This window comes from Alcaligenes sp. WGS1538 (assembly GCF_043187505.1).
GTDB lineage: Bacteria > Pseudomonadota > Gammaproteobacteria > Burkholderiales > Burkholderiaceae_B > Alcaligenes.
Map to the genome: position 1 here is coordinate 3,499,380 of NZ_CP171109.1, position 25,094 is coordinate 3,524,473.

24 protein-coding genes and 1 tRNA gene are annotated in these 25,094 nt (G+C 65.6%); 8 read left to right on the top strand and 17 right to left on the bottom strand.

What is annotated here, in order from left to right:
- Positions 1–16 precede the first annotated feature (16 nt).
- Positions 17–112 (top strand) — tRNA-Sec (locus tag ACF3ND_RS16300).
- Here the strand turns inward: ACF3ND_RS16300 and ACF3ND_RS16305 are convergent.
- Positions 70–888 carry an AraC family transcriptional regulator gene (locus tag ACF3ND_RS16305; RefSeq protein WP_394062315.1) on the bottom strand — a complete coding sequence of 273 codons (819 nt, stop codon included), beginning with the start codon at positions 886–888 and terminating at the stop codon, positions 70–72. The two genes, ACF3ND_RS16300 and ACF3ND_RS16305, sit on opposite strands and share 43 nt — an antisense overlap.
- A 96-nt stretch (positions 889–984) precedes the next feature.
- On the opposite strand from ACF3ND_RS16305, the gene ACF3ND_RS16310 reads away from it, so the two are divergent.
- Positions 985–1,251, top strand: a complete 267-nt coding sequence (locus ACF3ND_RS16310) for a hypothetical protein (protein WP_394062317.1) — start codon at positions 985–987, stop codon at positions 1,249–1,251.
- Here ACF3ND_RS16310 and ACF3ND_RS16315 read toward each other — a convergent pair.
- The 4 genes from ACF3ND_RS16315 to ACF3ND_RS16330 all read right to left on the bottom strand — a co-directional run bounded on the left by ACF3ND_RS16315 (position 1,236) and on the right by ACF3ND_RS16330 (position 4,350).
- Entirely contained in the window at positions 1,236–1,850 is a 615-nt protein-coding gene (locus ACF3ND_RS16315) for a helix-turn-helix domain-containing protein (protein WP_394062319.1), read from the bottom strand. The two genes, ACF3ND_RS16310 and ACF3ND_RS16315, sit on opposite strands and share 16 nt — an antisense overlap.
- Before the next feature lie 80 nt (positions 1,851–1,930).
- Positions 1,931–2,713, bottom strand: a complete 783-nt coding sequence (locus ACF3ND_RS16320; RefSeq protein WP_394062321.1) for an aldolase — start codon at positions 2,711–2,713, stop codon at positions 1,931–1,933.
- Between the two features lie 46 nt (positions 2,714–2,759).
- Positions 2,760–3,371, bottom strand: a complete 612-nt coding sequence (locus ACF3ND_RS16325; RefSeq protein ID WP_394062323.1) for a glutathione S-transferase family protein — start codon at positions 3,369–3,371, stop codon at positions 2,760–2,762.
- A 10-nt stretch (positions 3,372–3,381) separates the two neighbouring features.
- Positions 3,382–4,350, bottom strand: coding sequence for a Bug family tripartite tricarboxylate transporter substrate binding protein (locus ACF3ND_RS16330; protein WP_394062325.1), 969 nt, complete (start codon positions 4,348–4,350; stop codon positions 3,382–3,384).
- Positions 4,351–4,503: 153 nt separating this feature from the next.
- Between ACF3ND_RS16330 and selD the strand changes: the two genes are divergently transcribed.
- Together selD and mnmH are read left to right on the top strand one after the other, a co-directional pair.
- Positions 4,504–5,538, top strand: a complete 1,035-nt coding sequence (gene selD / locus ACF3ND_RS16335; protein ID WP_394062327.1) for a selenide, water dikinase SelD — start codon at positions 4,504–4,506, stop codon at positions 5,536–5,538.
- Positions 5,538–6,632 carry a tRNA 2-selenouridine(34) synthase MnmH gene (gene mnmH / locus ACF3ND_RS16340; RefSeq protein WP_394062329.1) on the top strand — a complete coding sequence of 365 codons (1,095 nt, stop codon included), beginning with the start codon at positions 5,538–5,540 and terminating at the stop codon, positions 6,630–6,632. The genes selD and mnmH overlap by 1 nt, the downstream gene beginning before the upstream one ends.
- Before the next feature lie 118 nt (positions 6,633–6,750).
- Here the strand turns inward: mnmH and ACF3ND_RS16345 are convergent, their stop codons facing one another.
- From ACF3ND_RS16345 to xsc, 9 genes are all read right to left on the bottom strand, one after another.
- On the bottom strand, positions 6,751–7,659 hold the full coding sequence (locus ACF3ND_RS16345; RefSeq protein ID WP_394062331.1) for a cache domain-containing protein: 909 nt from the start codon (positions 7,657–7,659) through the stop codon (positions 6,751–6,753).
- Between the two features lie 4 nt (positions 7,660–7,663).
- Positions 7,664–9,007: a TRAP transporter large permease gene (locus ACF3ND_RS16350; RefSeq protein ID WP_394062333.1), complete on the bottom strand. Its 1,344-nt coding sequence runs from the start codon at positions 9,005–9,007 to the stop codon at positions 7,664–7,666.
- Positions 9,004–9,576 (bottom strand): TRAP transporter small permease, encoded by a 573-nt coding sequence (locus ACF3ND_RS16355; RefSeq protein WP_394062335.1) that lies wholly within the window; start codon positions 9,574–9,576, stop codon positions 9,004–9,006. The genes ACF3ND_RS16350 and ACF3ND_RS16355 overlap by 4 nt, the downstream gene beginning before the upstream one ends.
- A gap of 78 nt (positions 9,577–9,654) precedes the next feature.
- Positions 9,655–10,653: a TRAP transporter substrate-binding protein gene (locus ACF3ND_RS16360; protein ID WP_394062337.1), complete on the bottom strand. Its 999-nt coding sequence runs from the start codon at positions 10,651–10,653 to the stop codon at positions 9,655–9,657.
- 71 nt (positions 10,654–10,724) lie between these two features.
- Complete coding sequence (locus tag ACF3ND_RS16365; protein ID WP_394062338.1) at positions 10,725–12,164, bottom strand: NAD(P)/FAD-dependent oxidoreductase; 1,440 nt, start codon at positions 12,162–12,164, stop codon at positions 10,725–10,727.
- A 3-nt stretch (positions 12,165–12,167) separates the two neighbouring features.
- Positions 12,168–12,563, bottom strand: a complete 396-nt coding sequence (locus ACF3ND_RS16370) for a nuclear transport factor 2 family protein (protein ID WP_394062340.1) — start codon at positions 12,561–12,563, stop codon at positions 12,168–12,170.
- Positions 12,564–12,673: 110 nt separating this feature from the next.
- Positions 12,674–14,212, bottom strand: a complete 1,539-nt coding sequence (locus ACF3ND_RS16375; protein ID WP_394062342.1) for a PLP-dependent aminotransferase family protein — start codon at positions 14,210–14,212, stop codon at positions 12,674–12,676.
- A gap of 94 nt (positions 14,213–14,306) precedes the next feature.
- Positions 14,307–15,101: a thiazole synthase gene (locus tag ACF3ND_RS16380; RefSeq protein WP_394062344.1), complete on the bottom strand. Its 795-nt coding sequence runs from the start codon at positions 15,099–15,101 to the stop codon at positions 14,307–14,309.
- A 63-nt stretch (positions 15,102–15,164) separates the two neighbouring features.
- Positions 15,165–16,982: a sulfoacetaldehyde acetyltransferase gene (xsc, locus tag ACF3ND_RS16385; protein WP_394062346.1), complete on the bottom strand. Its 1,818-nt coding sequence runs from the start codon at positions 16,980–16,982 to the stop codon at positions 15,165–15,167.
- Positions 16,983–17,204: 222 nt separating this feature from the next.
- Between xsc and ACF3ND_RS16390 the strand changes: the two genes are divergently transcribed.
- Positions 17,205–18,179, top strand: a complete 975-nt coding sequence (locus ACF3ND_RS16390) for an AAA family ATPase (RefSeq protein ID WP_394062348.1) — start codon at positions 17,205–17,207, stop codon at positions 18,177–18,179.
- Positions 18,176–19,882, top strand: a complete 1,707-nt coding sequence (locus ACF3ND_RS16395; protein WP_394062350.1) for a cobalt chelatase — start codon at positions 18,176–18,178, stop codon at positions 19,880–19,882. Before ACF3ND_RS16390 ends, ACF3ND_RS16395 begins: the two co-directional genes overlap by 4 nt.
- A 55-nt stretch (positions 19,883–19,937) precedes the next feature.
- On the opposite strand, the gene ACF3ND_RS16400 is transcribed toward ACF3ND_RS16395, so the two are convergent.
- Complete coding sequence (locus ACF3ND_RS16400) at positions 19,938–20,732, bottom strand: IclR family transcriptional regulator (RefSeq protein ID WP_394062352.1); 795 nt, start codon at positions 20,730–20,732, stop codon at positions 19,938–19,940.
- A 155-nt stretch (positions 20,733–20,887) separates the two neighbouring features.
- Between ACF3ND_RS16400 and pta the strand changes: the two genes are divergently transcribed.
- Positions 20,888–21,901, top strand: a complete 1,014-nt coding sequence (gene pta / locus ACF3ND_RS16405) for a phosphate acetyltransferase (protein WP_394062354.1) — start codon at positions 20,888–20,890, stop codon at positions 21,899–21,901.
- A 19-nt stretch (positions 21,902–21,920) separates the two neighbouring features.
- On the opposite strand, the gene ACF3ND_RS16410 is transcribed toward pta, so the two are convergent.
- Together ACF3ND_RS16410 and gntH are read right to left on the bottom strand one after the other, a co-directional pair.
- Complete coding sequence (locus ACF3ND_RS16410; RefSeq protein ID WP_394062356.1) at positions 21,921–22,943, bottom strand: Bug family tripartite tricarboxylate transporter substrate binding protein; 1,023 nt, start codon at positions 22,941–22,943, stop codon at positions 21,921–21,923.
- A gap of 8 nt (positions 22,944–22,951) precedes the next feature.
- Positions 22,952–24,007 (bottom strand): guanitoxin biosynthesis MBL fold metallo-hydrolase GntH, encoded by a 1,056-nt coding sequence (gene gntH, locus ACF3ND_RS16415; RefSeq protein ID WP_394062358.1) that lies wholly within the window; start codon positions 24,005–24,007, stop codon positions 22,952–22,954.
- A 104-nt stretch (positions 24,008–24,111) separates the two neighbouring features.
- On the opposite strand from gntH, the gene ACF3ND_RS16420 reads away from it, so the two are divergent.
- On the top strand, positions 24,112–25,092 hold the full coding sequence (locus tag ACF3ND_RS16420) for a LysR substrate-binding domain-containing protein (protein WP_394062360.1): 981 nt from the start codon (positions 24,112–24,114) through the stop codon (positions 25,090–25,092).
- The last annotated feature ends 2 nt before the right edge of the window (positions 25,093–25,094 follow it).

Genomic DNA, 25,094 nt, shown 5'->3' on the forward strand with positions numbered 1-25,094 from the left:
ATGATGTGGGCTTCGCGGAAAGCATCCGTGCCCGGTGGCACGGCCGGGCTTCAAACCCGGTTGGGGGCGTCAGACGTTCCCAGGTAGGTTCGACTCCTGCTGCTTTCCGCCAACTTTCCCTTCACGCCAGCGGCCCGGCGTCACGCCGAACTCTCGCCGGAACAAGGCAATGAAGGCGCTGATATTGTCATAGCCCAGCTCCAGGGCAATGCTTCCCACCGCCCGGCCCTGCGCCAGCAATTCCAGCGCGCGCAACAGACGCACGCGCTGACGCCAAGCCGTCAGGCTGAAGCCGGTCTCCATGACATAACGACGGCTGAGCGTGCGCGGCGCCAAGCCCGCCCACTGCGCCCAGGCGTTCAGGCTGCGGTCATCGCCCGGCCGGTCGATCAAGGCCTGGGCAATGCGCAGCAGGCGCGCATCGGCCGGCAGGGGCAAGCCCAGGTCCTGCTCGGGCAAAGCGCGTATCTCGTCCAGCAACACCGCTGCCAGACGCTGCCGCTCCGGCGTCCAGGCCTGCCCTTCCCAGGTCGCGACCCGGATCACCGCCTCCCGCAGCAAGCCGGACACCTGCAGCACGCAGGCGCTGCTGGACAGGAGCCGGCACGCCTGCGGCTGCACATAGACGCTCCAGCCGGCGAACGGACCATGCGAACGCAGGCTGTGCATCATCCCCGGCGGCACCCAGGCGGCATGGGTGGCCGGCACCACCCAGCGGTGGCGTCCCGCCTCCACCGTCAACAGCCCTTGCGATGCGCCCAGCAACTGGCCGCGCGCATGGCGATGCGCCGGCGTGGCGCGCTGCTCGCCGGATTGCCGGGCCACCGCCAGCACGGCGGGCCCATCTTCGGAACCGGCCAGCAAAGGCGAAATAAGCGGCAAAGTCATGAATTGGCGTGAATGAGCTATAGATTGGCTTTTATAACGCACACAAGCCATGGCCTGCTACCTAACATGATGGAATCTTTTTCAGTGGAGAACATCATGCGAGCCGAAGACATGTTGCCCGACGACCAGAATCACGTGAGCCGCAACGGCGTCGTCATACGCAAAGGCAGCGTGGGCGCGTTCCTGGCCAGCGCCCGACTGTGGGCCGACCCCGCCGCCCCTGAACCGGAACGCGGACGCGCCGGCCGGGACATGCGGGCCATCCTGCCCGCGCTGCAGGCATTGGGACTATTCGAGGTGCTGGCGGTCCGGGACCCGGCCCTGGCCGCCTACCTGGGATTGGACGATCAGGGCGCCAATTGAGCCTGATCGTCCCCGCCCGTCGCAGGCCCCCCTATTGCGCCAGCTTCTGAACAGGTGACCGCCAGCACCTGGGCCTGTTCGGGCCCCAGGCTGAGCACGCTATGAGGCAGCTCGGAATCGAAGTACACCGAATCCCCTTCTTCCAGCGTGAAGCTGTGCTCGGCGATGGTGACCTGGATCCGCCCCGCGACCACGAAGACGAACTCCTCGCCCGAGTGCGGGAAGGTGGAAGCCTGCTCCTGCTTTTCATGGGGCGGATAGATGATGAAGGGATTCATCAGGCGGAAACGCCGCCGCCCCGCCATGGCCTCGTAGCGATAGGCGTCCTGGCCTCGATGGCCCGGCAGCGGCAGGCGGTCGGCCCGGCGCACGATGCACACGCTTTCGTCCTGATCCAGGTCGGCCTCGCCGATCAGCTGCGAGACGCCCATGCCATACGCCTGGGCCAGCTTGACCACGGTGGAGATGGATGGCGCGCTGACGGCCCGCTCCAGCTTGGACAGATAGCTTTTGGTCAGGCCGGTGCGCTGGGCCAGCTGCTCCAGCGACAAGCTGTGTTGGCGGCGCAGGGCGCGCAGCCGGAAAGGAAGATTGGTCATGGGCGAACAAAAGGCATGGCGCCCGGCGCCGGCCTGAAACAGGCCGGCCGGGGCGCCCGTGTAAAAAGCAGCCTCTTATTCTACTCAAGAACGTCCGCGTGGCGTTTCAAAGCCTGCCGGGCGTAATACTCGAACCCGATCTGCGAGCGCCGCGGCTTCAGGATCCAATCGTGCGCCTCCCGCCCCAGCTCCGGCGCGATGGGCTTGATGCGGCCCGCCGACATGGCCAGCAACTGCATGCGAGCGGCGCGCTCGAACTGCAGGGCCAGTACGCAGGCCTCCTCGATGGACTCAGCGGCCACCAGCATGCCGTGGTGCGACAGCAGGATGGCCCGCTTGTCCCCCAGAGCCTGCGAGATGATCCGGCCTTCCTCATTGCCCACGGGCACGCCCGGCCAGTCCTTCAGGAAAGCGCAGTCCTCGTACAAGGGGCAGTTGTCCATGTGGGACACTTCCAGCGGGACTTCCAGCATGGACAAGGCGGCGGCGTGCAGGGGATGGGTGTGGATGATGCAATTGACGTCCGGCCGGACCTGGTAGATCCAGGAATGGAAGCGGTTGGCCGGATTGGGCATGCCCCGACCTTCGAGCACGTTCAGGTCCTGGTCCACCAGCAGGATGTTGGATGCGGTTATCTCGTCGAACCCCAAGCCCAGCTGCTGCGTGAAATAGACGCCGTCCTGCTCGCCTCTGGCCGTGATCTGCCCGGCCAGCCCTGAATCGTGGCCGCCGTCGAACAGGATTCGGCAGGTCAGGGCCAGCTTCTCGCGCACGCTACGTTCGGGTATCTCGAACTGGGCCTGCATCTGGCTTTGCGCCTGCGCAATCAATACCGACTTGGGCAGGCTCATGGTGTCGTTCATATCAACTCCTTCAACAAATGGATGTCTTGAAACCTGTTCAAGGTCTTCATAGCAGCGGGACATAGCCCGGCAGGGCCTGCATGCGCGCCAGCCAGTCGCGCACGTGCGGATACGGCTGCAGATCGTAGCCGCCTTCACCCGCCATATAGGTGTAGGGAAACAAGGCGACGTCCGCGATGCTGGGCGCCTCGCCCACGAAACAGGAACGGGTCCGCAGATGGCTGTCCATGTGCGCCAGGGCCCGGCGGCCCTGCTCCCGCCACGCCACCGCCCGTGGATCATCCGGCGACATGGTGCGGCGCAGATGCACCCACAGGCGCGGCTGGGCCAGATTGACCATGTGCTGGGTCTGCTCGAAGGACAGCCATTGCAGCACTTGCGATTGGCCCAGCCTGTCCTTGGGCAGGAAGTCCGTGTCCTGGGCCAGATGCCACAGGATGGCGCAGGATTCCGCCAGCCATGGCCCCTCGGCGGTGCGCAGCACCGGCACCTGTCCCCAGGGATTGATGCGTCGGAAATCCTCCGTTTCCAGGTCGCCGTCCACGATGGACAGGCTGCGGCGCCGCACGGTCAAGCCCAGGTAGCCGCACAGCAGGCGCACCTTCCAGCCATTGCCGGAATAAACGGTGTCGACCAATTCCAGGACGGGTGTCGTCATGACTCGTTCCTCAATCAAGGGTGATCCGGGCCGTCTGCACGATGTGCCGCCACTTGCGGCGCTCGGCGGCGATGAAGTCCTGGTATTCCTGGGGCGTGCCTGCATAGACCTGGCTGCCCTGCTGCGCCATGCGCGCCTTGAAATCCGGATCGGCCAGGGTCCGCTGCAGGGCCTGGCCCAACGCGGCCACGACCTGCGGCGGCGTGCCCGGCGGCGCCAGCAAGGCATTCCAGGAGCTGATCTGCAGGTCCGGCGCGCCCAGTTCCGCACTGGACGGCACCTCGGGCGCAGCCGCGGAACGCTGCCCGTCGGCCAGCACCAGGGCCTTGAGCTTGCCCGCCTGGACCTGCGGCATGACCACGGGAATGGCGTCCATCACCATGTCCGCGTGCCTGCCGACCACGGCGCTGACGGCTTCGCCGCCGCTCTTGAACGGAATGTGCAGCACATCGACCTGTCCGGTCAGCTTGAACAGTTCCATGCCCAGATGCGGCGAACTGCCCACCCCGGCCGAACCAAAATTGAGACTGCCCGGCGCATGGCGGGCCTTGTCGACCAGTTGGGCGTAGCTGTCCACGCCCAGGTCCGAGCGCACCGCCAGCACGTAGGGCGAGCCCGTCACCATGCCTATGGGCGCAAAGGCCTGCGGATCGTAGCTGACCCTGGACATGATCAGGGGATTGACCACCTGCGTGCCCACCGTGCCCATGAATATGGTGTACCCGTCCGGCTTGGCGCTCTGCGCCGCCTGGGCGGCGATCATGCCGCCCGCGCCCGCCTTGTTTTCCACGATCACCGTCTGCCCGAGCTGCTGCCCCATCTGCTGGGCGAGCTGGCGCGCGATGAGGTCCGTGATGCCGCCGGCCCCGAAGGGCACGATCAGCCTCAAGGGCTGGCTCGGGAATTCCGCGGCCTGCGCCGTCCCCATGGCCATGGCGACCGCCCACCCGGCCGCCAGCATCCGCACAGTCTTCTTCATGTGATGTCTCCTGAACTTTTGAATTTTGAATTGTTCAAGACACATTCTTCTTTCAAAGACACAATGTGTCAAGTAGAGGAATTTGTTTCCAAACTGGAAGGCAAGCAATTTAGTATCATTTCAACTTCACCCCACTCATTGCGTGCACACCTCATGGATACTCCCATTCGCCTGACCCAATACAGTCATGGAGCCGGCTGCGGCTGCAAGATTTCGCCCAAGGTGCTGGACGTGATCCTGGCGGGCAGCGGCGCCCAGAACCTGGATCCGCGCCTGTGGGTGGGCAACGCCTCGCGCGATGACGCGGCCGTGTACGGGCTGGACGAGGAACGCGGCGTGGTCTCGACCACGGACTTCTTCATGCCCATCGTGGACGATCCCTTCGACTTCGGCCGCATCGCCGCGACCAACGCCATCAGCGACATCTACGCCATGGGCGGCGACCCCGTGATGGCCATCGCCATCCTGGGCTGGCCGGTCAATGTGCTGCCGCCGGAAGTGGCCCGCGAAGTGGTGCGCGGCGGCCGGGCCGCCTGCGACGCCGCCGGCATCGCGCTGGCGGGCGGCCACTCCATCGACGCTCCCGAACCCATCTTCGGCCTGGCCGTGACCGGCGTGGTGGATAAGGCCCGCATGAAGCGCAACGACACCGCCACCGAAGGCTGCCGGCTGTACCTGACCAAGCCGCTGGGCATCGGCATCCTGACCACCGCGGAGAAGAAGGTCAAGCTGCGTCCGCAGGACGTCAACCTGGCGCGCGACTGGATGTGCACCCTGAACAAGCCCGGCAGCCGCTTCGGCCGCCTGGCCGGCGTCAAGGCCATGACGGACGTGACCGGCTTCGGTCTGCTGGGCCACCTGGTCGAGATGGCCGACGGCAGCGGCCTGACCGCGCGCCTGGACGTGGACCGCGTCCCGCGCCTGCCCGGCATAGAACATTACCTGGCCGAGGGCTGCGTGCCCGGCGGCACCGGCCGCAACTTCGACAGCTACGGCCACCGCATCGCCGCCATCAGCCAGGATCAGGTCGACCTGCTGTGCGATCCGCAGACCAGCGGCGGGCTGCTGGTGGCCGTGGAGCCGTCCGGCGAGGCCGAGTTCCTGGCCGCGGCGGCCGAACTGGGCCTGGCGCTGGAGCCCATCGGCGAACTGGTTCGGCAACAGGCCCACGCCGTCGAAGTCCGTTGATGCGCCAGAACACCCAGAATTACCGCGAGCTGTTCCTGAACGACGTTCCCCTGATGGACGCCCGCGCGCCGATCGAATTCAGCAAGGGCGCCTTTCCCAACGCCGTCAATTTGCCCCTGATGAACGACGAGGAACGCCGTCAGGTCGGCATCTGCTACAAGGAGCACGGCCAGAACGCCGCCATGGAGCTGGGCCACCAGCTGGTCAGCGGCGATATCAAGCGCCGGCGCCTCCAGGCCTGGGCGCAATTCGTCCAGGCGCACCCGGACGGCTACCTGTACTGCTTTCGCGGCGGCCTGCGTTCCCAGATCACGCAGGCCTGGCTGCTGGCCGAGACCGGCGTGGCCTACCCGCGCGTCATCGGCGGCTACAAGGCCATGCGCGGCTTCCTGCTGGACAATATCGATCAAACCATCGCCGCCGCCCGCTTCACCGTGCTGGGCGGCATGACGGGCACCGGCAAGACGGACGTGCTCAAGCAGCTGGACCACAGCCTGGACCTGGAAGGCCACGCCCATCACCGCGGATCGAGCTTCGGCAAGCACGCCGCGCCGCAGCCGGCCCAGATCGACTTCGAAAACCGGCTGTCCATCGACATGCTGAAGAAATCCGCCCGCGGCCACCGGCACTTCGTGCTGGAAGACGAAAGCCAGCTCATCGGCAGCTGCAGCCTGCCCCTGGAGCTGTACCGGGGCATGCAGGAATGGCCCATCGTCTGGCTGGAAGACAGCCTGGAGAACCGCATCGAGCGCATCCTGCGCGACTATGTGGTGGATCTGCGGGCCGAATTCACGGCCGCCCACGGCGAGGATGCCGGGTTCGAGCTGTTCGCCCAGCGTCTGCGCCAGAGTCTGGACCGCATCGTCAAGCGCCTGGGCCGCCAGCGCCACGAGCAGCTGGCCGCCATCATGGACGCCGCCCTGGCCGAGCAAAGGCGCAGCGGCATGGTGGACGGACACCGCGACTGGATCAGCGGCCTGCTGATCCAATACTACGACCCCATGTACGCCTACCAGCGCCAGCAAAAAGCCGGCCGCGTGATCTTCCAGGGCGACGCCCCCGCCGTGCTGGACTACCTGCGCCGGAATTCATAAGACGCGCCCGGTGATCAGCGTATAAAAAAAAGCCGCCCCTGAAGCAGGGGCGGTCAACAGGCTTGCGCCCGCGACAAACAGAAAGCAAACAGCATCAATATTTTTTTCTAGCGGCCATTCACGGCTTGGGCGCCACGCCCCCCGGATAATAGCTGCCCACCCCGATGAGCGCATCGCCCACGCGCTGGTAGAAAGCGCGCTTGCGCTCGACGCGGCGCGTCTGCGGATTCATCCAGTCGTAGTCGATGGCATGGATGACGTTGCGATCCACGTCCGCCAGCATGTCCTCCAGGAAGGCCTTGCCGTGCAGGTCCTTGAAGTCCGCGATGGGCTTGCCGTCGAAACGGCGGTTGGCGCCGTTCAGCACCACCGTGCGGCTGGGGATGTCCAGCACGAAGACGTACAGATCGCGCCGCGTGAACTGGCCCTGGCGGTTGGCAAAGCGCCGCAGCGCCTGCTCCGGATCCTGGAAATAACTGCTGACGGCCTGGTCCAGCAGCTCCTTGGCCTGGTTCTCGGTGGCGCGCGCGGGGAAGTAGCCCGTAGCCACCACGACACCGTCCACGTCCTGGTAGTAGGCCAGCTTCACTTCGGGCTGGCCTTCGGCCGGATTGAACCAGTAGTACTCCAGGGAACCGGCCGGCTGGCGCTGCGCCTGTTCCAGCATCTCCTTGAAGAAAGGCCGGTTGCGCGCGTCGGTTTCCTCCAGCACCGACTGCCCGATCAGCGTGGCCGACCAGCCGCCGCTGGCCAGCATCATCCCGTCGCGGCTCAAGGCGTATACGTACAGGTCCTTGTCGGTGAAGCGGGCGTCGCGATTGAAGTCATTGACGGCGGCCGGACCGTTCTTGCGCACGTGCTCCACGGCGCGGGCCAGCAGGTCCTGCACGCGCTGCTCGATGCCGGCCGGCGCGGCGGCCTGTGGCGCGGCCTGCGGCGCCTCCTGCCCCCAGGCCGCGCCGCCCAGCCCAAGGCCCGCCGACAACGCGGCGCCGGCCAGCCAGGTCTTGCGAAAATCAGTGCTCATGATGTCAGTACCCCATTTTCGTCGGCAGCCACAGGGAAATGGCGGGCACGAAAGCAATGATGAAGATGGCCACGGTCAGCGCGAAGATGAACGGCAGCGCCTTGCCCACGATGGACTCGACCGAGGCCCCGCCTATGCCCGAGGCCACGAACAGGTTCTCGCCCAGCGGCGGCGTGATGAAGCCCACCGACAATGCGCAGATCACCACGATACCGACGTGCGTGGGATCGACGCCCAGCATGTAGGTGACCGGCAGCAGCACGGGCACCAGGATCATGATGGCGGCCAGCGTCTCCATGAACATGCCCACGAACAGCAGGAACACGATCAGGATGACCCAGATCAGGTACAGATTGTCCGTCCAGCCCAGCAGCGAATCGGCGATCGTGGCGGGGATGCGCTGCTCGACCAGCAGGCGGCCGAACACCGTGGCCGCGAACAGGATCAGCAGCACGCGACCGGTGATCCAGGTGGTCGTGCGCAGCGAATTGAACAGGGACTTGAAGGTCAGCTCCCTATGGATGAACAGGCCCACGAACAAGGTGTAGAAGATGGCGACCACGGCCGATTCGGTGGGCGTGAAGATGCCGGCGTAGATCCCGCCCAGGATGAACACGGGCGCCAGGATGGACCACACGCCGCGGCGCAGCGCCTGTCCCACCTCGCCCAGGCTCCAGCCTTCGCTCAGGCCCTTGTAGCCCTGCTTGCGGGAAATGATGTAGTTCAGGATCAGCAGGCTGGCCGCCATGACCAGTCCCGGGATCACCCCGGCGATGAACAGCTTGGAGATGGACACCGATGCAAAGGCGCCGTGCTTGGCGATGGCGTCCGGCGGCGGGGCCATGCCCAGGGCCGAGATGCCGAAGATCACCATGGGGATGGACGGGGGAATGATGATGCCCAGGCCGCCCGCCGAAGCCGTCACGGCCGAGGCGTAGCGCAGGTCGTACTGGCGGCGCGTCATGGCCGGGATCATCAGCATGCCCACGGCGGCCGTGGTGGCGGGGCCCGAACCCGAGATGGCGCCGAAGAACAGGCAGGCCAGCACGGTGGCCACGCCCAGGCCGCCGGTAATGGGCCCGGCCAGGCTCTCGGCAATGTCCACCAGCCGTTTCGATATGCCCGCCGCCTCCATCAAGGCGCCGGCCAGCACGAAGGCCGGCAGGGCCATCAACGGGAAGCTGCCCACGGACGTGAAGGCGATCTGCACGAAGGAAATGGGGTTCTTGCCCAGGATGAGGAAGGCCGCCATGGCCGCGCCGGCCAGCGACACGGTGATGGGCGCGCCGATCAGCAGCAGGACGAGGAAGCTGCCGAACAAGATGCCTACGACGGACTGTTCCATCATTGACCTCCTTGCAGGCCGGCCGCCGGCTGTTGCTGCGCCGCGGCGCGCTTGATGGCCTCGATCTCGGCCTGCTCGGGATCAACGATCCGCACCGACTTGAACAGGGTCAGGTAGTTGTTCCACAGGATGCGCAGCGACATCAGCACAAAGGCGACCGGCAGGATCATGAAGAAATACTTCATGGGGATGCCCGTGGTCTGCGACTTCCAGAACAGGTTCATGCGATTGAACACGAAGTCATAGGCCAGCCAGGCGAAATACAGGTTGAACGCCACCCAGATCAGGTCGGCCAGGGCCTCGGACACCTTTTTCACGATGGGCGGAAAGAACATGAACTGGAACGTGACCCGGTTGTGCGCCTGCATCTTGGCCGCCACCACGGCGCCCAGATAGGCGAACCAGACGAACATATAGGTGGCGACTTCCTCGCCCCAGGGAATGGAGTAGGCAAAAAACTGGCGCACCAGAATCTGCACGAACAACAAGGTGACAAACGCAGCCAGCAACAGGCCGCAGACGTATTCTTCGATATGGTTGACCAGGTGAATCAAGACGCGCTTAAGACTCATGGCGACCTCCTGCAACGATCTTCAGTGAAGGGGGATCCGGGGCGCCCCGCCCGCCGCAGCGGGCCGGGGCGTCCAGTCTTAACGCTTGAGCGAAGCCAGCACGGCGTCCAGCTTTTCCTTGCCGCCCACCGCATCGTAGAACTGCGGCCAGACCTTGGTCTGCGCAGCCTCGATCCAGGCCTTCTCGCCGTCGGCCGGTTCGGTGATCTCCATGCCCGCGGCCACCAGCTCCTTCTTGATGCGCTCTTCCGTGTCCTGCAGGTACTTGAAGCTATGCTCCGTCGCCTCCTGGCCGGCTGCCAGGATGGCCTTCTGCATCTCGGGGCTTTGCGACTGGAAGACCTGCTCGCTGACGATCAGGGGTTCCAGCGAGAACAGATAGCGGATCGGGGTGATGTATTTCTGCACCTCGTTGAACTTCATGGCCGAGACGGTGATGTAGGGATTGTCCTGGCCATCGACCACGCGCTGCTGCAGGGCGGTGAAGGTCTCGGACCAGGCCAGCGGGCTGGGATTGATGCCCCAGGCCTTGTAGGTGGCGATCATCAGCTCGTTCTTGGGCACGCGGATCACCAGGCCCTTCAGATCGTCCAGGGTGGACACCGGGCGCTTGGAGTTGGTCAGCACGCGAAAGCCCGAATACGACCAGCCTATGATGCGCACCTGCGCATCGCGTATGGTGTTCTCGGTCAATTGCTTGCCCACCTCGCCCTGCGTGAGCTGGCGGGCGTCTTCCGGGCTCTGGATCACGTAGGGCAGCGTCAGCACCGCCACGGACGGCGAGAAGGGCGTGATGTTGTTGATGGCCAGGATGGAAAAATCCAGCAGGCCCATGGCGGCGTTGTTGACCGTATCCTGCTCATCGCCCAACTGGCTGTTGGGGAACAGGTCCGCCGTGGCCTGGCCGTTGGTCTTGGCCTTGAGGCTTTCGGCAAAGGCCTTGCCCAGCTCGTACTGGGTGCCGCCGGCGGCGTCCCCGATGGCCACCTTGAACGCGGCGGCGTGGGCGGCCGGAACGGCCATCGCGGCGCCCACGGCCAGCAGCGCGGGCAGGATCATTTTTCGCACAAATTTCATACTTGTCTCCGTCCTCCTCTTGGGAGGTTTATTTATTGATGGTATGAGGCGCAACAACAGGGAATGACTGCTTACAAGACTTCATCCTTCAAGTAATACCAGCGGTACAGGAATCGCTGGCCCAGACGGCGGAAGGGGGCGAACACCTCCGAGGTCACCATCTCGCGCACGTTGGGGAAAGGCAGCCGGGACTGGAAGATGGGCAGGTCCAGCTCGCCGCCCTTGCCGGCGATCAGCTGGGCCAGGCGCCGGCCGGCCTGCGCCGAGTACATCACCCCGTTGCCGCCGTAGCCCATGGCGTAGTACAGGGTCTCGTCCTTGTTGGGCTGGACGATGCGCGGCATCATGTCATGGCTGACATCCACCCAGCCCCACCAGGAATAGTCGATCTGGATGCCTTTGAGCGCGGGGAACTTGCGCGCCATGGCCTCTTCCAGGTTGCGGCGGTATTGCGCCTGGGGCGCGTCCCGGCCGGTGATCGCGCTGCGGCTGCCGATCTGCAGGCGATTGTCCGGCAGCAGCCGATAGTAGTTGCGCAGCACGCGGGTATCGGTCAGCACCTGGTGCGTGCGGAAATTGCAGGCCTCGATCTCGGCCTGGGTCAGCGGCCGCGTCACCATGGAATTGGACAGGATGGGGAACAGGCGGTTGCGGAATTCCGGGTTCAGGGCGTTGGCCGTGTAGCCGCCCGTGGCCACGCCGACCGCGCGGGCCCGCACGATGCCGCCGGGCGTGCGCAGGTAGTGCTGGCCGTTGCGGGTTTCCCAGCCCTGCACGGGGCTGGCCGGGTGCACCTTGACGCCCAGCGCCCGGGCCTTCTTCAGGTAGCCGAAGGCCAGCTTGGCGGCATGCACGCCTATGCCCTCGGGCTCGTGCATGGCGCCCTGGGCTTCGTGATCGTCCACCCATTCATTGCGTACCGTCTGCGCATCGAAGATGCGTGCGTTGTAGCCGAAGGTCTCGCGCAGCAGCGCGGCTTCTTTTTCCAGTACAGGCATGACCTTGGCCCGGTGCGCCACATACAAGTGGCCGCCCGGCTGCGGATCGCAGTCTATGTCCTTGATCAGCTCCTTGAAGTTCTCCATGCCCTCGACGCATTCGCGGTGCATCTTGAGCGCCGTGTCCAGGCCCCAGCGGGCGATCCACTGCGAGCGCTTCAGGCGTCCGGAAGCGCATTGCGCCTGGCCGCCGTTGCGCGTGCTGCAGCCCCAGGCCGTGCGGTTGGCCTCCAGGACGGTGGCCTTGATGCCGTATTCCTGGGCCAGGAAGATGGCGGTGGTCAGCCCGGTGAAGCCCGAGCCTATGATGACCACGTCGGCATCCATGTCCTTCGTGACCGGGCCGTCATCGCCCGGCGGCTCGCCCGCCGTTCCTATCCAGTACGTGGGCGCGTAGTCGCGCCCCTGCCCGGGCGTGGCATCCAGCAAGGGGTCATAGGCGGGGTCGTAGGCCGCCCGGGGCGCCGTGGCGGCGCTCAGGGTCCGGGCCACTTCTTTGTCGGCAAGATCCATGGCTCATTTCCCGGCTGGCAATACGGGGCGTTGCTTGCGAAAGGCGTTCTTGACGGCGATCTTGCCGTCGCGGAAGGTGAATACGTCCACCATGCGGGCCTGCACGCGGGAGCCGTCGGCCGCGGTTCCCTGGAACGTGGTTTCCGACACGCCGCGATCGCCCGTCACGAAATGCTCGCCGTCCAGCCAGGCGGCATCGGGGAAGGTGATCCAGGCCTGCTCGAAGGCGGCGCGCACCTGCTGGGCGCCCTTGTGGCTGGCGCCCAGCACGCCGGGGCCGGCCACGGTGTGGAACTCGCAATCCTCGGTGACCATGCTCATCAAGGCATCCAGGTCATGGTCGTTCCAGGCTTTTCCAAAATCCTTCAGCAGTTGCAGAAGCTGTTCTTGTTGGGACATTGTTTCCTCCATGTGTATCTTGTTCATCCTTCAACCTCTAGCGTTTGAAGAGATGTTTTGAGCAAGATACGCAATTCGCGCAAAGCCCCATAGCACCAGCTGGATGCTATCTATTGGTCCAGCAGAACGGGCCTGGAAGCAGGCCTGTCCGCCATGGGCGCAATGTCCCGCAGCGCCTGCGCCAGACGGGCGATGCCGGGTTCGATGTGCGACATGGGGATGGAGGCGAATCCCAGGCGGAAAAACCGTTTATTGGCTTGATCGTCGGCGAAAAACACCTCTCCCAACTCGATCAGCACGCCCAGCTCCTCGGCTCGCGCCGCCAGCGCGGCCGCGTCCAGCCAGGCCGGCCCTTCCACCCAGCAGGAGGCCCCGCCGCGTATGGGCGTATAGCGCAGGCCGGGTAAATACCGATCCAGCGCGCTCATCAGGATGACCGCCCTTTCCTGCTGCACGCCGGCCCGCCGGCGCAGCAGCGCATCCAGGTGCCCCAGCGACATGAACAGGGCGAAGACCCGCTGCAGGTAGGCGGTGGGATGGCGTATGTTCAGGCGCCGCACGGCGCGCAGCTGCTCGATCAAGGCGGAGCAGCCCACCACATAGCCCAGGCGCACGCCCGGGGCCAGCTGCTTGGAGAAGCTGCCGATGTAGATCACCCGCCCGCTGGTGTCCATGCTCTTGAGCGACGGCAGGGGCTCGCCGTCCAGGCGGTACTCGCTTTCGTAGTCGTCCTCGATGATGACGAAATCGAATTCATCGGCCATCTGCAGCAATTGCCGGCGCCGCTCCAGCGACATGCTGACGGTGGTCGGGCACTGGTAGCTGGGCGTCACATACACGTAGTCGCAACCGCGCAGGGCCTCGCCCGGAATCAGGCCGTCCTCGTCCACGGGCAGCAGCACCAGCTTGTTGCTGCGGCTGGCGAAGATATTGCGCGCATCGGGGTAGCCGGGATCCTCGATGCCTACCGGGGTGTCCGGTCCCAGCAGCAGGTCCGCGATCAGGTACAGGGCGTGCTGCGCCCCCACGGTGATGACCACTTCGTCCTCGCCCGCCCACACGCCCCGACGCGGCAGTACGCGGCTGCGCAGCTGCTTGATCAGGGAATCATCGTCGCGCAGGATCATGTCCTGGGCCCACTCGCCCACTTCCAGCGCGCTCAGCGTGCGCAGGCAGCAATCGCGCCAGGCGGAGATGGGAAACAGGTCGGCGTCGAACTGGCCGTAGATGAAGGGGTAGGGGTAGCTGCGCCAGTTGGCGCGCTTGCGGATGTTGCGCTGGCGCGCGGGCGCGAAGCGAAAACGCCTCTCCCAGTCGGGCGCCAATCCCTGCGGGGCGGCGGCCGGCGGCAAGGGAACGGGCACATGACCCGACAGCATCATGGGATTGACGAAATAGCCCCGGCGCTCGCGCGAGACCAGATAGCCTTCGTCCACCAGGTTCTGATAGGCGATCACCACCGTGTTGCGCGCCACGCCCAGGATGGCGGCCATGTCGCGGCTGGACGGAATGGGCAGGTCCTCGGGCAGCTGGCCGTCCAGCACCAGGGAAACCATCATCTGCCGGATCTGGCCTTGCAGGCTCAGGCCCGAATCGGCGCCGCGCAGGAACAGCTGGCGCCACATGATGCCGCTGGATCGTGAATTCATGTCTCCTCCTTGCCATGTACAGCGTCTCTGGACGGATGTGTTTTTCTTGTGAGTCCGACACACTATCCTGTTTCCGCCGCCAAGGGGAAAACAGCTAGGTCGTCGCCGGGGTTATCAAGCCGGTCATGGGAGAGGACGCCTGGGCCTGGTAGGCCTTGCGCGGCATGCGCCCGGCCAGGTAGGCGTCGCGCCCGGCCTGCACCGCGCGCCGCATGGCGCGCGCCATGCGCACCGGATCCTGGGCATAGGAAATGGCGGAATTCATCAGCACCGCGTCGCAGCCCAGCTCCATGGCGATGGCCGCGTCCGAAGCCGTGCCCACGCCCGCGTCCAGCAGGACGGGAACCGAAATGGTGTCTATGATCAGGCGCGTGTTCCAGGGATTGAGGATGCCCATCCCGGAACCGATGATGGAAGCCAGCGGCATGATGGCCACGCAGCCCATGTCCTCCAGCATGCGCGCCTGGATGGGATCGTCCGAACAGTACACCATGACCTGGAAGCCCTCCTGCACCAGCGTGCGCGCCGCCTTCAGGGTCTCGGGCATGTTGGGATACAGGTTCTGCGCGTCGCCGAAGATCTCCAGCTTGGCCAGCGGGTGGCCGTCCAGCAGTTCGCGCGCCAGGCGCAGGGTGCGCACCGCGTCTTCCGCGGTGAAGCAGCCGGCCGTGTTGGGCAGGTAGGTGTAGCGCTCGGGGCTCACGTAATCCAGCAGGCTGGGCTCGCCCGGATCCTGGCCGATATTGGTGCGCCGGATGGCCACCGTGACGATTTCCGCGCCGCTGACCTCGATGGCCTCGCGGGTCTGCTCGAAATCCTTGTATTTGCCTGTTCCTACCAGCAGGCGCGACTGGTACGACTTGCCGGCAATGATCAATGGGTCGTTCATGGCCCTGCTCCTACAGATGAATCAAGCGCCTGGCCGGCGGAGCCGGCCAGGCCAGGGACACGATCAGATGTAGTCCTTGTACTTCTCCAGCAGACGCACGGGCTTGGCCAGGGCGTCGCGGCGGAACGGGTCGCCCAGCTCGCGGGTGCACATGATCTCGATGACGCAGGTCTTGCCTTCGTTCATCTGCATGTCGATCGCGCGCTTCAGGGCCGGGCCCACGTCCTCCAGCTTGTCCACCACGATGCCTTCGGCGCCCATGGATTGGGCGATGCCGGCGAAAGAAGGGCTGTCCAGTTCGCCCGCCACGAAACGGCGGTTGTAGAACTCGACCTGGTTCTTCTTCTCGGCGCCCCACTGGCGGTTGTGGAAGACCACGGCCGTCACGGGGATGTCATGACGCACGGCCGTCAGGATCTCCATCATGCTCATGGCCCAGGCGCCGTCGCCGGCGTAGGCAATGGCGGGACGCTCGGGCGCGGCCGTCTTGGCGCCGATGATGGTGGGCAGCGCGTAGCCGCAGTTGCCGAAGCTCATGGGCGCGAAGAAGCTGCGCGGACGCTCGAAGCGCAGGTAGCTGTGCGCCACCGAGTTGATGTTGCCGATGTCCGTGGACACCATCACGTCCTTGGGCATGGCCTTTTCCAGCTCGCGCAGCACCTGGCGCGGATGCAGGTATTCGCCGCCGCTGAAGGGCTTCTCCTTGGCGTTTTCAGCGATCATGTCCAGGCTGTAGGGGTCGGTCTCGTGGGTCCATTCGTCCAGCTCCTTCTCCCAGGCGGCCTTCTCCAAGGCGATCTTGTCGGCGCGCTCGGCCTTGGTGGCGTCGCAAGCCAGATCGCGGCCATTCAAGCGCTCGGCCAGTTCCTGGGCCACCGCCTTGGCGTCGCCGCAGATGCCCACGGCGATCTTCTTGACCAGGCCCAGCATCTTCTGGTCGGCGTCCACCTGGATGATCTTGGCGTTCTTGGGCCAGTAGTCCATGCCATGCTGGGGCAAGGTGCCGAATGGTCCCAGACGGGTGCCCAGCGCCAGCACCACGTCGGCCTGGGAAATCAGCTTCATGCCGGCCTTGGAGCCCTGGTAGCCCAGCGGGCCGCACCACAGGGGGTGGCTGGCGGGGAAGGAATCGTTGTGCTGGTAGCTGTTGACCACCGGCGCGCCCAGGCGCTCGGCCAGGGCCTTGCACTCTTCCACGGCGTCGGCCATGACCACGCCGCCGCCCGAGATGATGACGGGGAACTTGGCCTGGGCCAGCAGATCGGCCGCCTCGTCCAGGCTGCGCGCGCCGCCGGGGCCGCGGTCCACACGGGCGGGCTTGGGGATCTCGCAAGTGATTTCGCCGTAAAAATAGTCGCGGGGGATGTTCAGCTGGGTGGGACCCATTTCGCTGACGGCGCGGTCAAAGCAGCGCGCCGTGAATTCGGCCATGCGATTGGGGTTGGTCACATGCCCCTGGTACTTGGTGAACTCCTGGAACATGGGCAGCTGGTTGCATTCCTGGAAGCCGCCCAGGCCTTGCGTATTGGTGCCGGTTTCAGGGGTGACGATGACCACGGGGCTGTGCGCCCAGTAGGCCGCGGCGATGCCCGTCACGCAGTTGCTGATGCCGGGGCCGTTCTGGCCGATCACCATGCCGTGGCGGCCCGATACGCGGGCGTAGCCGTCGGCCATGTGGGCGGCGCCCTGCTCGTGCACCACGGGGATCAGGCGGATGCCGGCGGGAGCAAAAATGTCCATGGCATCCATGAAGGCCGAGCCCATGATGCCGAACATATCGGTGACCCCGTAGGACACCATGGTTTCCACAAATGCCTCGGAAGGCGTCATCTTGGTTGGTCCGCTGACCACGCTGCGATTGTCCGTATTGGCCTGGCTCATGTTTCAGTCTCCATTGCGCGACGGGCCAGGAGCGGCCCGGTCATAAAGTCAAAAATCTTGTTTTTCGAGATTTTTCATGAACTTTATCGAGACAAATGCCCAGTGTCAACATAGAATCTCAATTATCGATATTCAATGTACCGATTTTTGTTTTATTTTTGCATATCGACGTACGCACAATCACGCCGCGCCGCCCGCCGGCCCGCACGAAATGGGGGTTCCATGACCATCACCACATTGCCCGACCGCATGGTCGGCATCCGCGACACCTTCGGCCTGCCCCTGGACGGCCAGGCCCTGGCCCTGCAGGCCGGCGCCGCCCAGGTGCCCGCGCGCGATGAGGCCTACCGCTTCAATCCGGAAGTCACCCGGGCGATCCTTGCCGGCTTCACGCACAACCGCCGCGTCCTGGTGCAGGGCCGCCACGGCACCGGCAAATCCACCCATATCGAACAGGTCGCCGCCCGCCTGAACTGGCCCTGCCTGCGCGTGAACCTGGACGGGCACCTGAGCCGCCTGGACCTGGTGGGCAAGGACACCATCCAGATCCAGGACGGCCTGCAGGTCACGGGCTTTCAGGAAGGCCTGATTCCCTGGGCCATGCAGCGCCCCATGGCGCTGATCCTGGACGAGTACGACGCCGGGCGCCCCGACATCCTGTTCGTGGTGCAGCAACTGCTGGAACAGGACGGCGGCCTGACCCTGATGGACCAGAACCGCGTCATCCGCCCCCATCCGCAATTCCGCATCTTCGCCACGGCCAACACGCTGGGCCTGGGCGACACCAGCGGCCTGTATCACGGCACGCAGCTGCTCAACCACGCCCAGCTCGACCGCTGGAACATCGTGGCGCGGCTGGACTACCTGCATCCGGACCAGGAAACGGACATCGTGCTGGCGCGTGTGCCGGGCAAGGACACGCCGGCCGGGCGCGAACAGGTGCAAGCCATGGTGGCGCTGGCGGCCATGACGCGCCATGGCTTCGCCTGCGGCGACCTGTCGGCGCTGATGTCCCCGCGCACCGTCATCACCTGGGCGCAGAACGAAGAAATCTTCCACGACCTGGAACTGGCCTTCCGGCTGAGCTTCCTGAACAAGTGCGACCTGTCCGAACACGCGCTGATCGCGGAATACTATCAACGCTGTTTTGGCCGGGAGCTGGCCCTGGAACCTCTGGCCGGGGAGCACGCCGGATGAGGGATCCCACGCTCCTGCGCCGCCTGCACCGCGCCCACGAGCTGGGCGCGGCCGTGGCCCGCGCGCTGACGGACGACCCGCTGGTCCACCACCGCCAGCAGGCGCTTTACCGAGGCGAGCTGCGCCTGGCCAGCCTGGCGCCCCACCTGCGCCCCGATCCGCAGGACGATGCGCACAGCCTGCGCGGCGTCGCGGACAGCCTGGCCCTGCGCCTGCTGCATACCGACCGCGCCCTGCATGCCGCGCGCCTGCCCGACGAGCCCGTGGCCCGCCTGTTCTTCGACTGGCTGGAACTGCTGCGCACCGAGACCCTGGCCGCACGACACTGGCCGGGCGTGCGCAGGAACCTGCGGGCGCGCTTCGAACGCTGGTCGGCCGGCTACCACCACCACGGCCACACCCGCAGCGAACTGGGGCTGCTGGTCTACACGGTGGCGCAGATGGTGTGGAGCCGGCTCAACGGCTGGCCCGTCCTGGAAGAAACCGAAGACCTGATCGAATCCACGCGCGCGGGCATCGCCCCCATGACGGGAGGGCTGTTGCAGACCCTGAAGCGCAGCGCCCCCGACCAGGACCGCTACGGGCTGGCCGCCCTGGAGCTGGCCGGACGCATAGGCCTGACCGTGCAGGGGCTGCGCCCGTCCAGGCCGCGCCAGGAAGGCGGGGATGCGCCCGAACTGCAAGCCTTCGCCCTGCTGCTGCCCGACAGCGACGAACCCAGCTACGGAGGCGTGCGCCACGACCAGGACCGCGCCGCGCGGGAAGCGGCCCAGGGCGGCTATCGCGTGTTCGACCGCAGCGGCGACAAGGAAGAGCACATGGCCTGCCTGGTGCGGGCGCCCCTGCTGCGCCAGTTGCGCGAGCAACTGGACCAGGCCATCGCCGCCTATGCCATTCCGCTGCCGCGGCTGGTGGCGCGCATGCGCAAAGTGCTGCGCCAGCCCGTGCGCGATCAATGGCAGTACGGCCAGACCGAGGGGCTGGTGGATGGCCGGCGGCTGGCCCAGTTGATCAGCTCCCCCCAGGAGCGCCGCCTGTTCAAGCAGGTGGACGAGCCCTTGCGCAATCAGTGCGCGGTCACCTTTCTGCTGGACTGCTCAGGCTCCATGAAGGATCAGGCGCAGACTCTGGCCGTCATGGTGGACGTGCTGGCCCGCGCCCTGGAGCGCAGCGGCGCACAGACCGAAGTGCTGGGCTTCTCCACGCAGGCCTGGAACGGCGGGCGGCCCTACCGCCGCTGGCTGGCGCGCGGCAAGCCCGCCCAGCCCGGCCGGATGAACGAGATCAGCCATCGCATTTTTAAAAGCGCAGCATCCACCTGGCGGCAATCGCGTCCGGCCATCGCCGCACTGCTCAAGCAGGACCTGTACCGCGAAGGCGTGGACGGAGAGGCGCTGGCCTGGGCCTGCCAGCGCAGCCTGGCGCTGACGGCGCGGCGCCGCCTGGTGTATGTCATCTCGGACGCCAGCCCCATGGACAGCGCCACGGTGCTGGCCAACGGCCCGGACTACCTGGACCAGCATCTGCTGCAGGTGATGCGCGCCTACGAGCGCCAGGGTGTGGAAATCACGGGCATAGGATTGGGGCTGGATCTGGGCGCGCTGTACCGGCACACCTTGATCGCCCACATGGAGAAAGGGCTGGACCAGCAATTCCTGGATGATTTCATCTCCAGCCTGGCGCCCCGCCGCCTGCTCCGCTAGGCGGTACGGACCGGGGCCGGGCGGCCCCATGCCCCCCGGCAAGGGCCGCGCGAGATCAGAAGTCTTCTTCGATGCGCGCCAGGGCGGCGGCGGCCCGCTGCAGGGCGGGCAGGCACTGCAAGGCCTTTTCCGGCGTCATGCGCATGATGGGCGCCTGGGTGGCCACGGCCATGTTGGACTTGCCGTCCTTGCGCGGCACCAGCACCGCCACGCAGAACAGGCCGGACAGGAACTCTTCGTTGTCGAAGGCATAGCCGTTGAGCTTGACCTGGGCGATGTCCTTTTCGTAGTCCTCGACCGAAGTCAGCGTGTTGGGCGTGTAGCGCTCCATGGGCGTGTGCGACAGCAGGCGCTTGCGCTGGGCGGCGCTGAGCTGCGCCAGCAGCACCTTGCCGCTGGCCGAACAGTGCACCGGCACGCGCGAACCCGGATACAGATAGAAGCGCAACGGCGCGGCGGTTTCCACGCGGTCCAGGTACAGCACGTCCGTGCCCGACAGGGCCGTCAGATTGCAGGTCTCGCCCAGCTCGTCCACCAGATGGCGCAGCACGGCATGGCGCGCGCCGTGCTTGGCATCGTGCAGCAGCAGGTTTTCCGCCAGGCGGCGCAGGCGCGAACCGATCCCGTAATGCCGGCCATCGCTTTCACGCAGCAGCAGCCCGCTGCCTTCCAGCTGCTGCAGCATGCGGTGCACAGTGGGCTTGGGCAGGCCGGTCAGCTCCACCAGGTCCTGCAATGTGTAGCGCCGGTCCTGGCCCGCCATGACTTCCAGCAACGCGAACAGGCGCATGGTGGGCGTATCGCCGCTCAGGCGCGCGCCTTCAGCGACGTCGGTTTGGATCTCGGACATAAAGAAGCTCTCGTATCGGGGCAATTTTCACAAAATTCTATACCAGTAAATGGAACCGATCATTGACTGTCTCGGCTTTTACCGCTAGATTTTGCCATATATCTCGAAAAACAAAACAAAAAGTTCCATAAACACGAATACCACGGAGACAGGGCATGAAGCTCATCGAACATCTGATCGCCGCCGCCCAGGCCCGGCCCCGCCGCATCGTACTGTGCGAAGCCGACGACGAACGCATCCTGCGAGCGGCTTGCCAGGCCAGCCGGGATGCCGTCGCCCACATCACGCTGGTGGGCGATCCCCGGCGCATCGCCGCCCGCTTCGTTGAACTCGGCCTGGATCCGGGGGATGTCCGGATCGAAGACCCCTGCAATTCGCCCAATCGGCCCGCCCTGCTGGCGGCCCTGCTGGAACGCCGCAAGGACAAGGGGCTGACGGACGAACAGGCGCAGCGCTGGCTGGACGAGCCGCTGTGCTACGCCAACATGATGGTGCATGCCGGACTGGCCGACGGCTCGGTGGCGGGCGCCGTGCACAGCACCGCCGACGTGGTGCGCACCGCCCTTCAACTGATCGGCAAGGCGCCTCACGCCAGGCTGGTGTCCAGCTTCTTCATCATGATGCTGTGCAAGCAGGATCATCCGCGCAAGGGCGGACTGATCTTCAGCGATTGCGGTCTGGTGATCGATCCGGATGCCGAGCAGCTGTGCGACATCGCCCTGGCCGCGGCCGACAGCGCGCAGCTTCTGTTGAACGAAACCCCGCGCGTGGCCATGCTGAGCTTTTCCACGGCCGGCAGCGCCCAGCACGAACGGGTCAGCAAGGTCGTGCAGGCCGCGCGCCAGATCAAGGCGCGCCGCCCCGACCTGGCCATTGACGAGGACGTGCAGTTGGACGCCGCCCTGATCGAAGAAGTGGCCGCCCGCAAGCTGCCCGGCTCGGCCGTGGCCGGCAAGGCCAACGTGCTGATCTTCCCCAACCTGGAAGCGGGCAACATCGGCTACAAGATGGCCGAGCGTCTGGGCGGCGCCATCGCCATCGGCCCCTTGCTGCAAGGCCTGAGCAAGCCCGCCAACGACCTGTCGCGCGGCTGTTCCACGCAGGACATCTACAACGTCATCGCCGTGACGGGAGTGCAGTGCCTGCAGGAGACGGCCGCGCGGAACTGAGGACCTGGCAGCTTCCGATCTACATATTCAACTCCAGCCCCTTGAGCCGTTCCTGCCAGGCCCGGGCCTCGGCCAGCAACTCCTGCTGCAGGCCGGGCCCGACCTGCGCATTGACCTGCAGGCCGGCGTCTTCATACAGGCGTACCAGCTCCGGCTCCTTCAGGGCCGCCTGCACCGCCGCGGACAAGGCGGCGATGCGCTCGGGCGGGGTGTCCTTGCGCGCCACCAGCATCCACCAGTTGTCGGGTATGGCCTGCAGCAGCTTGCCCCACCCCGCCTCCTGCACTGTAGGCACGTTTGGCAGCATGGCCAGACGCTGGGGCGCCACCACGGCCAGGGCCCGGACACGCCCCGATTGCAGCAAGGCCTGGACCGAGGAATAGCCGATGACGGCGAACTGCACCTCTCCCGCACCCAGCGCCGTGGCCAGGGCGCCTCCGCCCCGGTACGGCACATGCACGGCCTTGGCTCCGCCGGCCTGCAGGAACAGCGCCCCGGCCAGATGCGGCACGGTGCCCGCGCTGGGCGACCCATAATTGGCATTGCCCTTCTGTACGTTCAGGTAGGCCACCAGCTCGTCCACCGAGCGTATGGACAGCTGGGCGTTGACCACGATCAGCAAAGGGACGGACACCACTTTGGCAACCGGCACGAACTGCGCCAGAGGATCGAGCTTCTGGTCCGGGAACAGGAACTGATTGATCACCAGGTTGTTGGTGGCGGCCGACAGCACGGAATAGCCATCGGCGGGCTGGCGCAGCACATGGTCCGCGCCGATCAACCCGCCCGCACCCGGCTTGGACTCGATGATGAACGGCTGTCCCAGATTGCGCTGCAACTGATTGCCCAGCAGGCGGGGCACCAGGTCGGCAATGCCGCCCCCGCCGTAGGGCACCACGATGCGCACCGGCTGGCTTGGATAGGCGTCGGCAGCCAGCGCCGCCGTACAGGACACGGCCATGCCGCCTGCCAGGGCAAGACGGCGCAAGACGACACCACACCGGCGGCCCGCACGGTGCAGCGCTACGAGGGTGTTGGTCATGACGGTTCCTAGAACTTGGGGAAGATCTGCTTTTCGGCCAACCAGGGCGACATCTTCATGCGCTCCTTGCGAGGCGCTTTCTTGAAGTCTTCGTGATGCTCCTTGTTGGGCCAGACGTCGGCGCTGGTCACCGCCATGCGCGTCACGATCCGTTCCCGCGTGACATTGAAGACCATCATGTCCTTGGCCAGCGCCAGCGGTCCCTTGTAGTGCGTGCGTATGGCCTGCTCCATCTCGGGCGCGGTGTCGAAATCATTGAAGAAATGATAGGCCACCGCAAGACGCGGCTCGCACAGCGCGAACACCTTGCCCGCCTCCACCGGATCCGAATGCGCCATGCTGCCCACGCCGATGGCCGTGCGCTCGTCATAGCCGGAACGCTCCATCAACTGCTGGCGGGTGTTGAAAGTCTCGTGCACCACCACGTCCGCATTGCACGCGTTCTCCACGAAGAAGTAGCTGGGCGTGGTGTCGCCCGAATACACGAAGGACAGGCCGTTCCAGTCCAGGCGCAGGCTGACCGCCCCATCGTAGATGTGCACGGCCGGAAAGCTCGTGACCTTGACGCCGTTACGGTCATAGACCACGTGCGCCCTGGAATAATCGAATTCGTGTACGTTCACCTCCGCCCCCACGGCCGGCAGCAGGCCCACCCGCGTGTCGGTGTCCCAGGCGTAGGACTCCATCTGCTTGGTCACGAAGTGCTTCATGCCATATTTTTCGATCGGCCCCGACGGCCCGTAGACCTCCAGCGGGCGGGTGCGGCCGCCCGCCCAGCTGCCGATCCAGATCTGCGCGAAATCGCCCACGTGATCCGTGTGCAGATGGGTCGCAAAATACGCCGTCATCTTCTGGTAGGGAATCTCCAGCGCGCCGAAATTGGTCTGCGTGCCATAGCCGAAATCGAACTGGAACTTGTCGCCGTTGCCCAGCTCCACCAGCCATCCGGCATTGGCCTGCGACGGCCGCAGAAAGGGGCGTCCGGTGCCCAATGCGGTGATCCGCATCTCGTCTTTGCCCAGCTCTTCCGTATTGGGAAAAAACTGATCCCGATAGTGCGCCATGCTTGTCTCCTGAATGCTCGTTATTGAATTGCGCAGGATCAGTCTAGAATTTGATTTGTTGACTGACTATTTACATTTCAACCCTTATCCATACCGGAATTGATATGTCTGAGCCCCTGGATCCGGCCCTGCAGCAGGCGCGCCAACGCTGGCACCAGGTCGCCCGCTTCAAGCTGCGCCACCTGGTGCTGCTGGACGCCATCGGCGAACTGCGGAACCTGCGCCTGGCGGCGGAACACACGCACATGACCCAGCCGGCGGCCAGCCGCATGCTCAAGCACATCGAAGGGCTGCTGGGCCTGCCCCTGTTCGAGCGCGGCAAGCACGGCCTGCGCCCCAACCCGGAGGGGGAATTGATGATCCGCTACGCTCGCCGCATGATCCACGACCTGCTTGCCGCGCAAAGCGAAATCCAGCAATTGGACCAGGGCCTGGCCGGCAGCATACTGGTGGGATCGGTGCAGTCCTCGGCCAGCCAGATCCTGCCGCGCAGCGTGGCGCGCCTGCTGCGCTTGCACCCCGGCCTGCACATTTCCGTGCAGGAAGGCGAATCGCACATGCTGATCGACGCCCTGCGCGCCGGCAAGCTGGACCTGGTGGTGGGCCGGCTGAGCACAGGCTCCTCCCACCACGACCTGAACGTGGACATCATCAGCACCGAACCCTTTGTGGTGGTGGCCAACTGCCGGCATCCCTTCGCCGGCCGCAAGCAGATCGACGCCCGGGAACTGGCGGACGAACAGTGGGTGCTGCCGCCCAGGTCCACGCCGATCCGGCACGTGATCGACAGCCTGTTCATCAAGAACATCCAGCAGACGCCCGGCCGGGTCATCGATTCCGTGTCCTTGTCCTTCAACCAGGTGCTGCTGCAGGAAATGCAGTGCCTGGCCATCCTGCCGCGCACCACGGCCCAGGCCTTGCAAGAACAAGGCCTGCTGCGCATCCTGCCCTTTGAGCTGGGCCAGCTCCTGGGCGCCCTGACCATCGTCACCCTGAAGAACGGCGTGCCGCGCCGCAGCGTACAGGCGCTGGTGCAGGCTCTGCGCGCCACGGCGGCCCAGGAACAGACCGCGCAGGCCCGGTAGCA

Excerpts from the sequence above, each read along its gene's own strand:
- ACF3ND_RS16305 (WP_394062315.1), bottom strand. The coding sequence starts at position 888 with ATGACTTTGCCGCTTATTTCGCCTTTGCTGGCCGGTTCCGAAGATGGG.
- ACF3ND_RS16310 (WP_394062317.1), top strand. The coding sequence starts at position 985 with ATGCGAGCCGAAGACATGTTGCCCGACGACCAGAATCACGTGAGCCGC.
- ACF3ND_RS16315 (WP_394062319.1), bottom strand. The coding sequence starts at position 1,850 with ATGACCAATCTTCCTTTCCGGCTGCGCGCCCTGCGCCGCCAACACAGC.
- ACF3ND_RS16320 (WP_394062321.1), bottom strand. The coding sequence starts at position 2,713 with ATGAACGACACCATGAGCCTGCCCAAGTCGGTATTGATTGCGCAGGCG.
- ACF3ND_RS16325 (WP_394062323.1), bottom strand. The coding sequence starts at position 3,371 with ATGACGACACCCGTCCTGGAATTGGTCGACACCGTTTATTCCGGCAAT.
- ACF3ND_RS16330 (WP_394062325.1), bottom strand. The coding sequence starts at position 4,350 with ATGAAGAAGACTGTGCGGATGCTGGCGGCCGGGTGGGCGGTCGCCATG.
- selD (WP_394062327.1), top strand. The coding sequence starts at position 4,504 with ATGGATACTCCCATTCGCCTGACCCAATACAGTCATGGAGCCGGCTGC.
- mnmH (WP_394062329.1), top strand. The coding sequence starts at position 5,538 with ATGCGCCAGAACACCCAGAATTACCGCGAGCTGTTCCTGAACGACGTT.
- ACF3ND_RS16345 (WP_394062331.1), bottom strand. The coding sequence starts at position 7,659 with ATGAGCACTGATTTTCGCAAGACCTGGCTGGCCGGCGCCGCGTTGTCG.
- ACF3ND_RS16350 (WP_394062333.1), bottom strand. The coding sequence starts at position 9,007 with ATGATGGAACAGTCCGTCGTAGGCATCTTGTTCGGCAGCTTCCTCGTC.
- ACF3ND_RS16355 (WP_394062335.1), bottom strand. The coding sequence starts at position 9,576 with ATGAGTCTTAAGCGCGTCTTGATTCACCTGGTCAACCATATCGAAGAA.
- ACF3ND_RS16360 (WP_394062337.1), bottom strand. The coding sequence starts at position 10,653 with ATGAAATTTGTGCGAAAAATGATCCTGCCCGCGCTGCTGGCCGTGGGC.
- ACF3ND_RS16365 (WP_394062338.1), bottom strand. The coding sequence starts at position 12,164 with ATGGATCTTGCCGACAAAGAAGTGGCCCGGACCCTGAGCGCCGCCACG.
- ACF3ND_RS16370 (WP_394062340.1), bottom strand. The coding sequence starts at position 12,563 with ATGTCCCAACAAGAACAGCTTCTGCAACTGCTGAAGGATTTTGGAAAA.
- ACF3ND_RS16375 (WP_394062342.1), bottom strand. The coding sequence starts at position 14,212 with ATGAATTCACGATCCAGCGGCATCATGTGGCGCCAGCTGTTCCTGCGC.
- ACF3ND_RS16380 (WP_394062344.1), bottom strand. The coding sequence starts at position 15,101 with ATGAACGACCCATTGATCATTGCCGGCAAGTCGTACCAGTCGCGCCTG.
- xsc (WP_394062346.1), bottom strand. The coding sequence starts at position 16,982 with ATGAGCCAGGCCAATACGGACAATCGCAGCGTGGTCAGCGGACCAACC.
- ACF3ND_RS16390 (WP_394062348.1), top strand. The coding sequence starts at position 17,205 with ATGACCATCACCACATTGCCCGACCGCATGGTCGGCATCCGCGACACC.
- ACF3ND_RS16395 (WP_394062350.1), top strand. The coding sequence starts at position 18,176 with ATGAGGGATCCCACGCTCCTGCGCCGCCTGCACCGCGCCCACGAGCTG.
- ACF3ND_RS16400 (WP_394062352.1), bottom strand. The coding sequence starts at position 20,732 with ATGTCCGAGATCCAAACCGACGTCGCTGAAGGCGCGCGCCTGAGCGGC.
- pta (WP_394062354.1), top strand. The coding sequence starts at position 20,888 with ATGAAGCTCATCGAACATCTGATCGCCGCCGCCCAGGCCCGGCCCCGC.
- ACF3ND_RS16410 (WP_394062356.1), bottom strand. The coding sequence starts at position 22,943 with ATGACCAACACCCTCGTAGCGCTGCACCGTGCGGGCCGCCGGTGTGGT.
- gntH (WP_394062358.1), bottom strand. The coding sequence starts at position 24,007 with ATGGCGCACTATCGGGATCAGTTTTTTCCCAATACGGAAGAGCTGGGC.
- ACF3ND_RS16420 (WP_394062360.1), top strand. The coding sequence starts at position 24,112 with ATGTCTGAGCCCCTGGATCCGGCCCTGCAGCAGGCGCGCCAACGCTGG.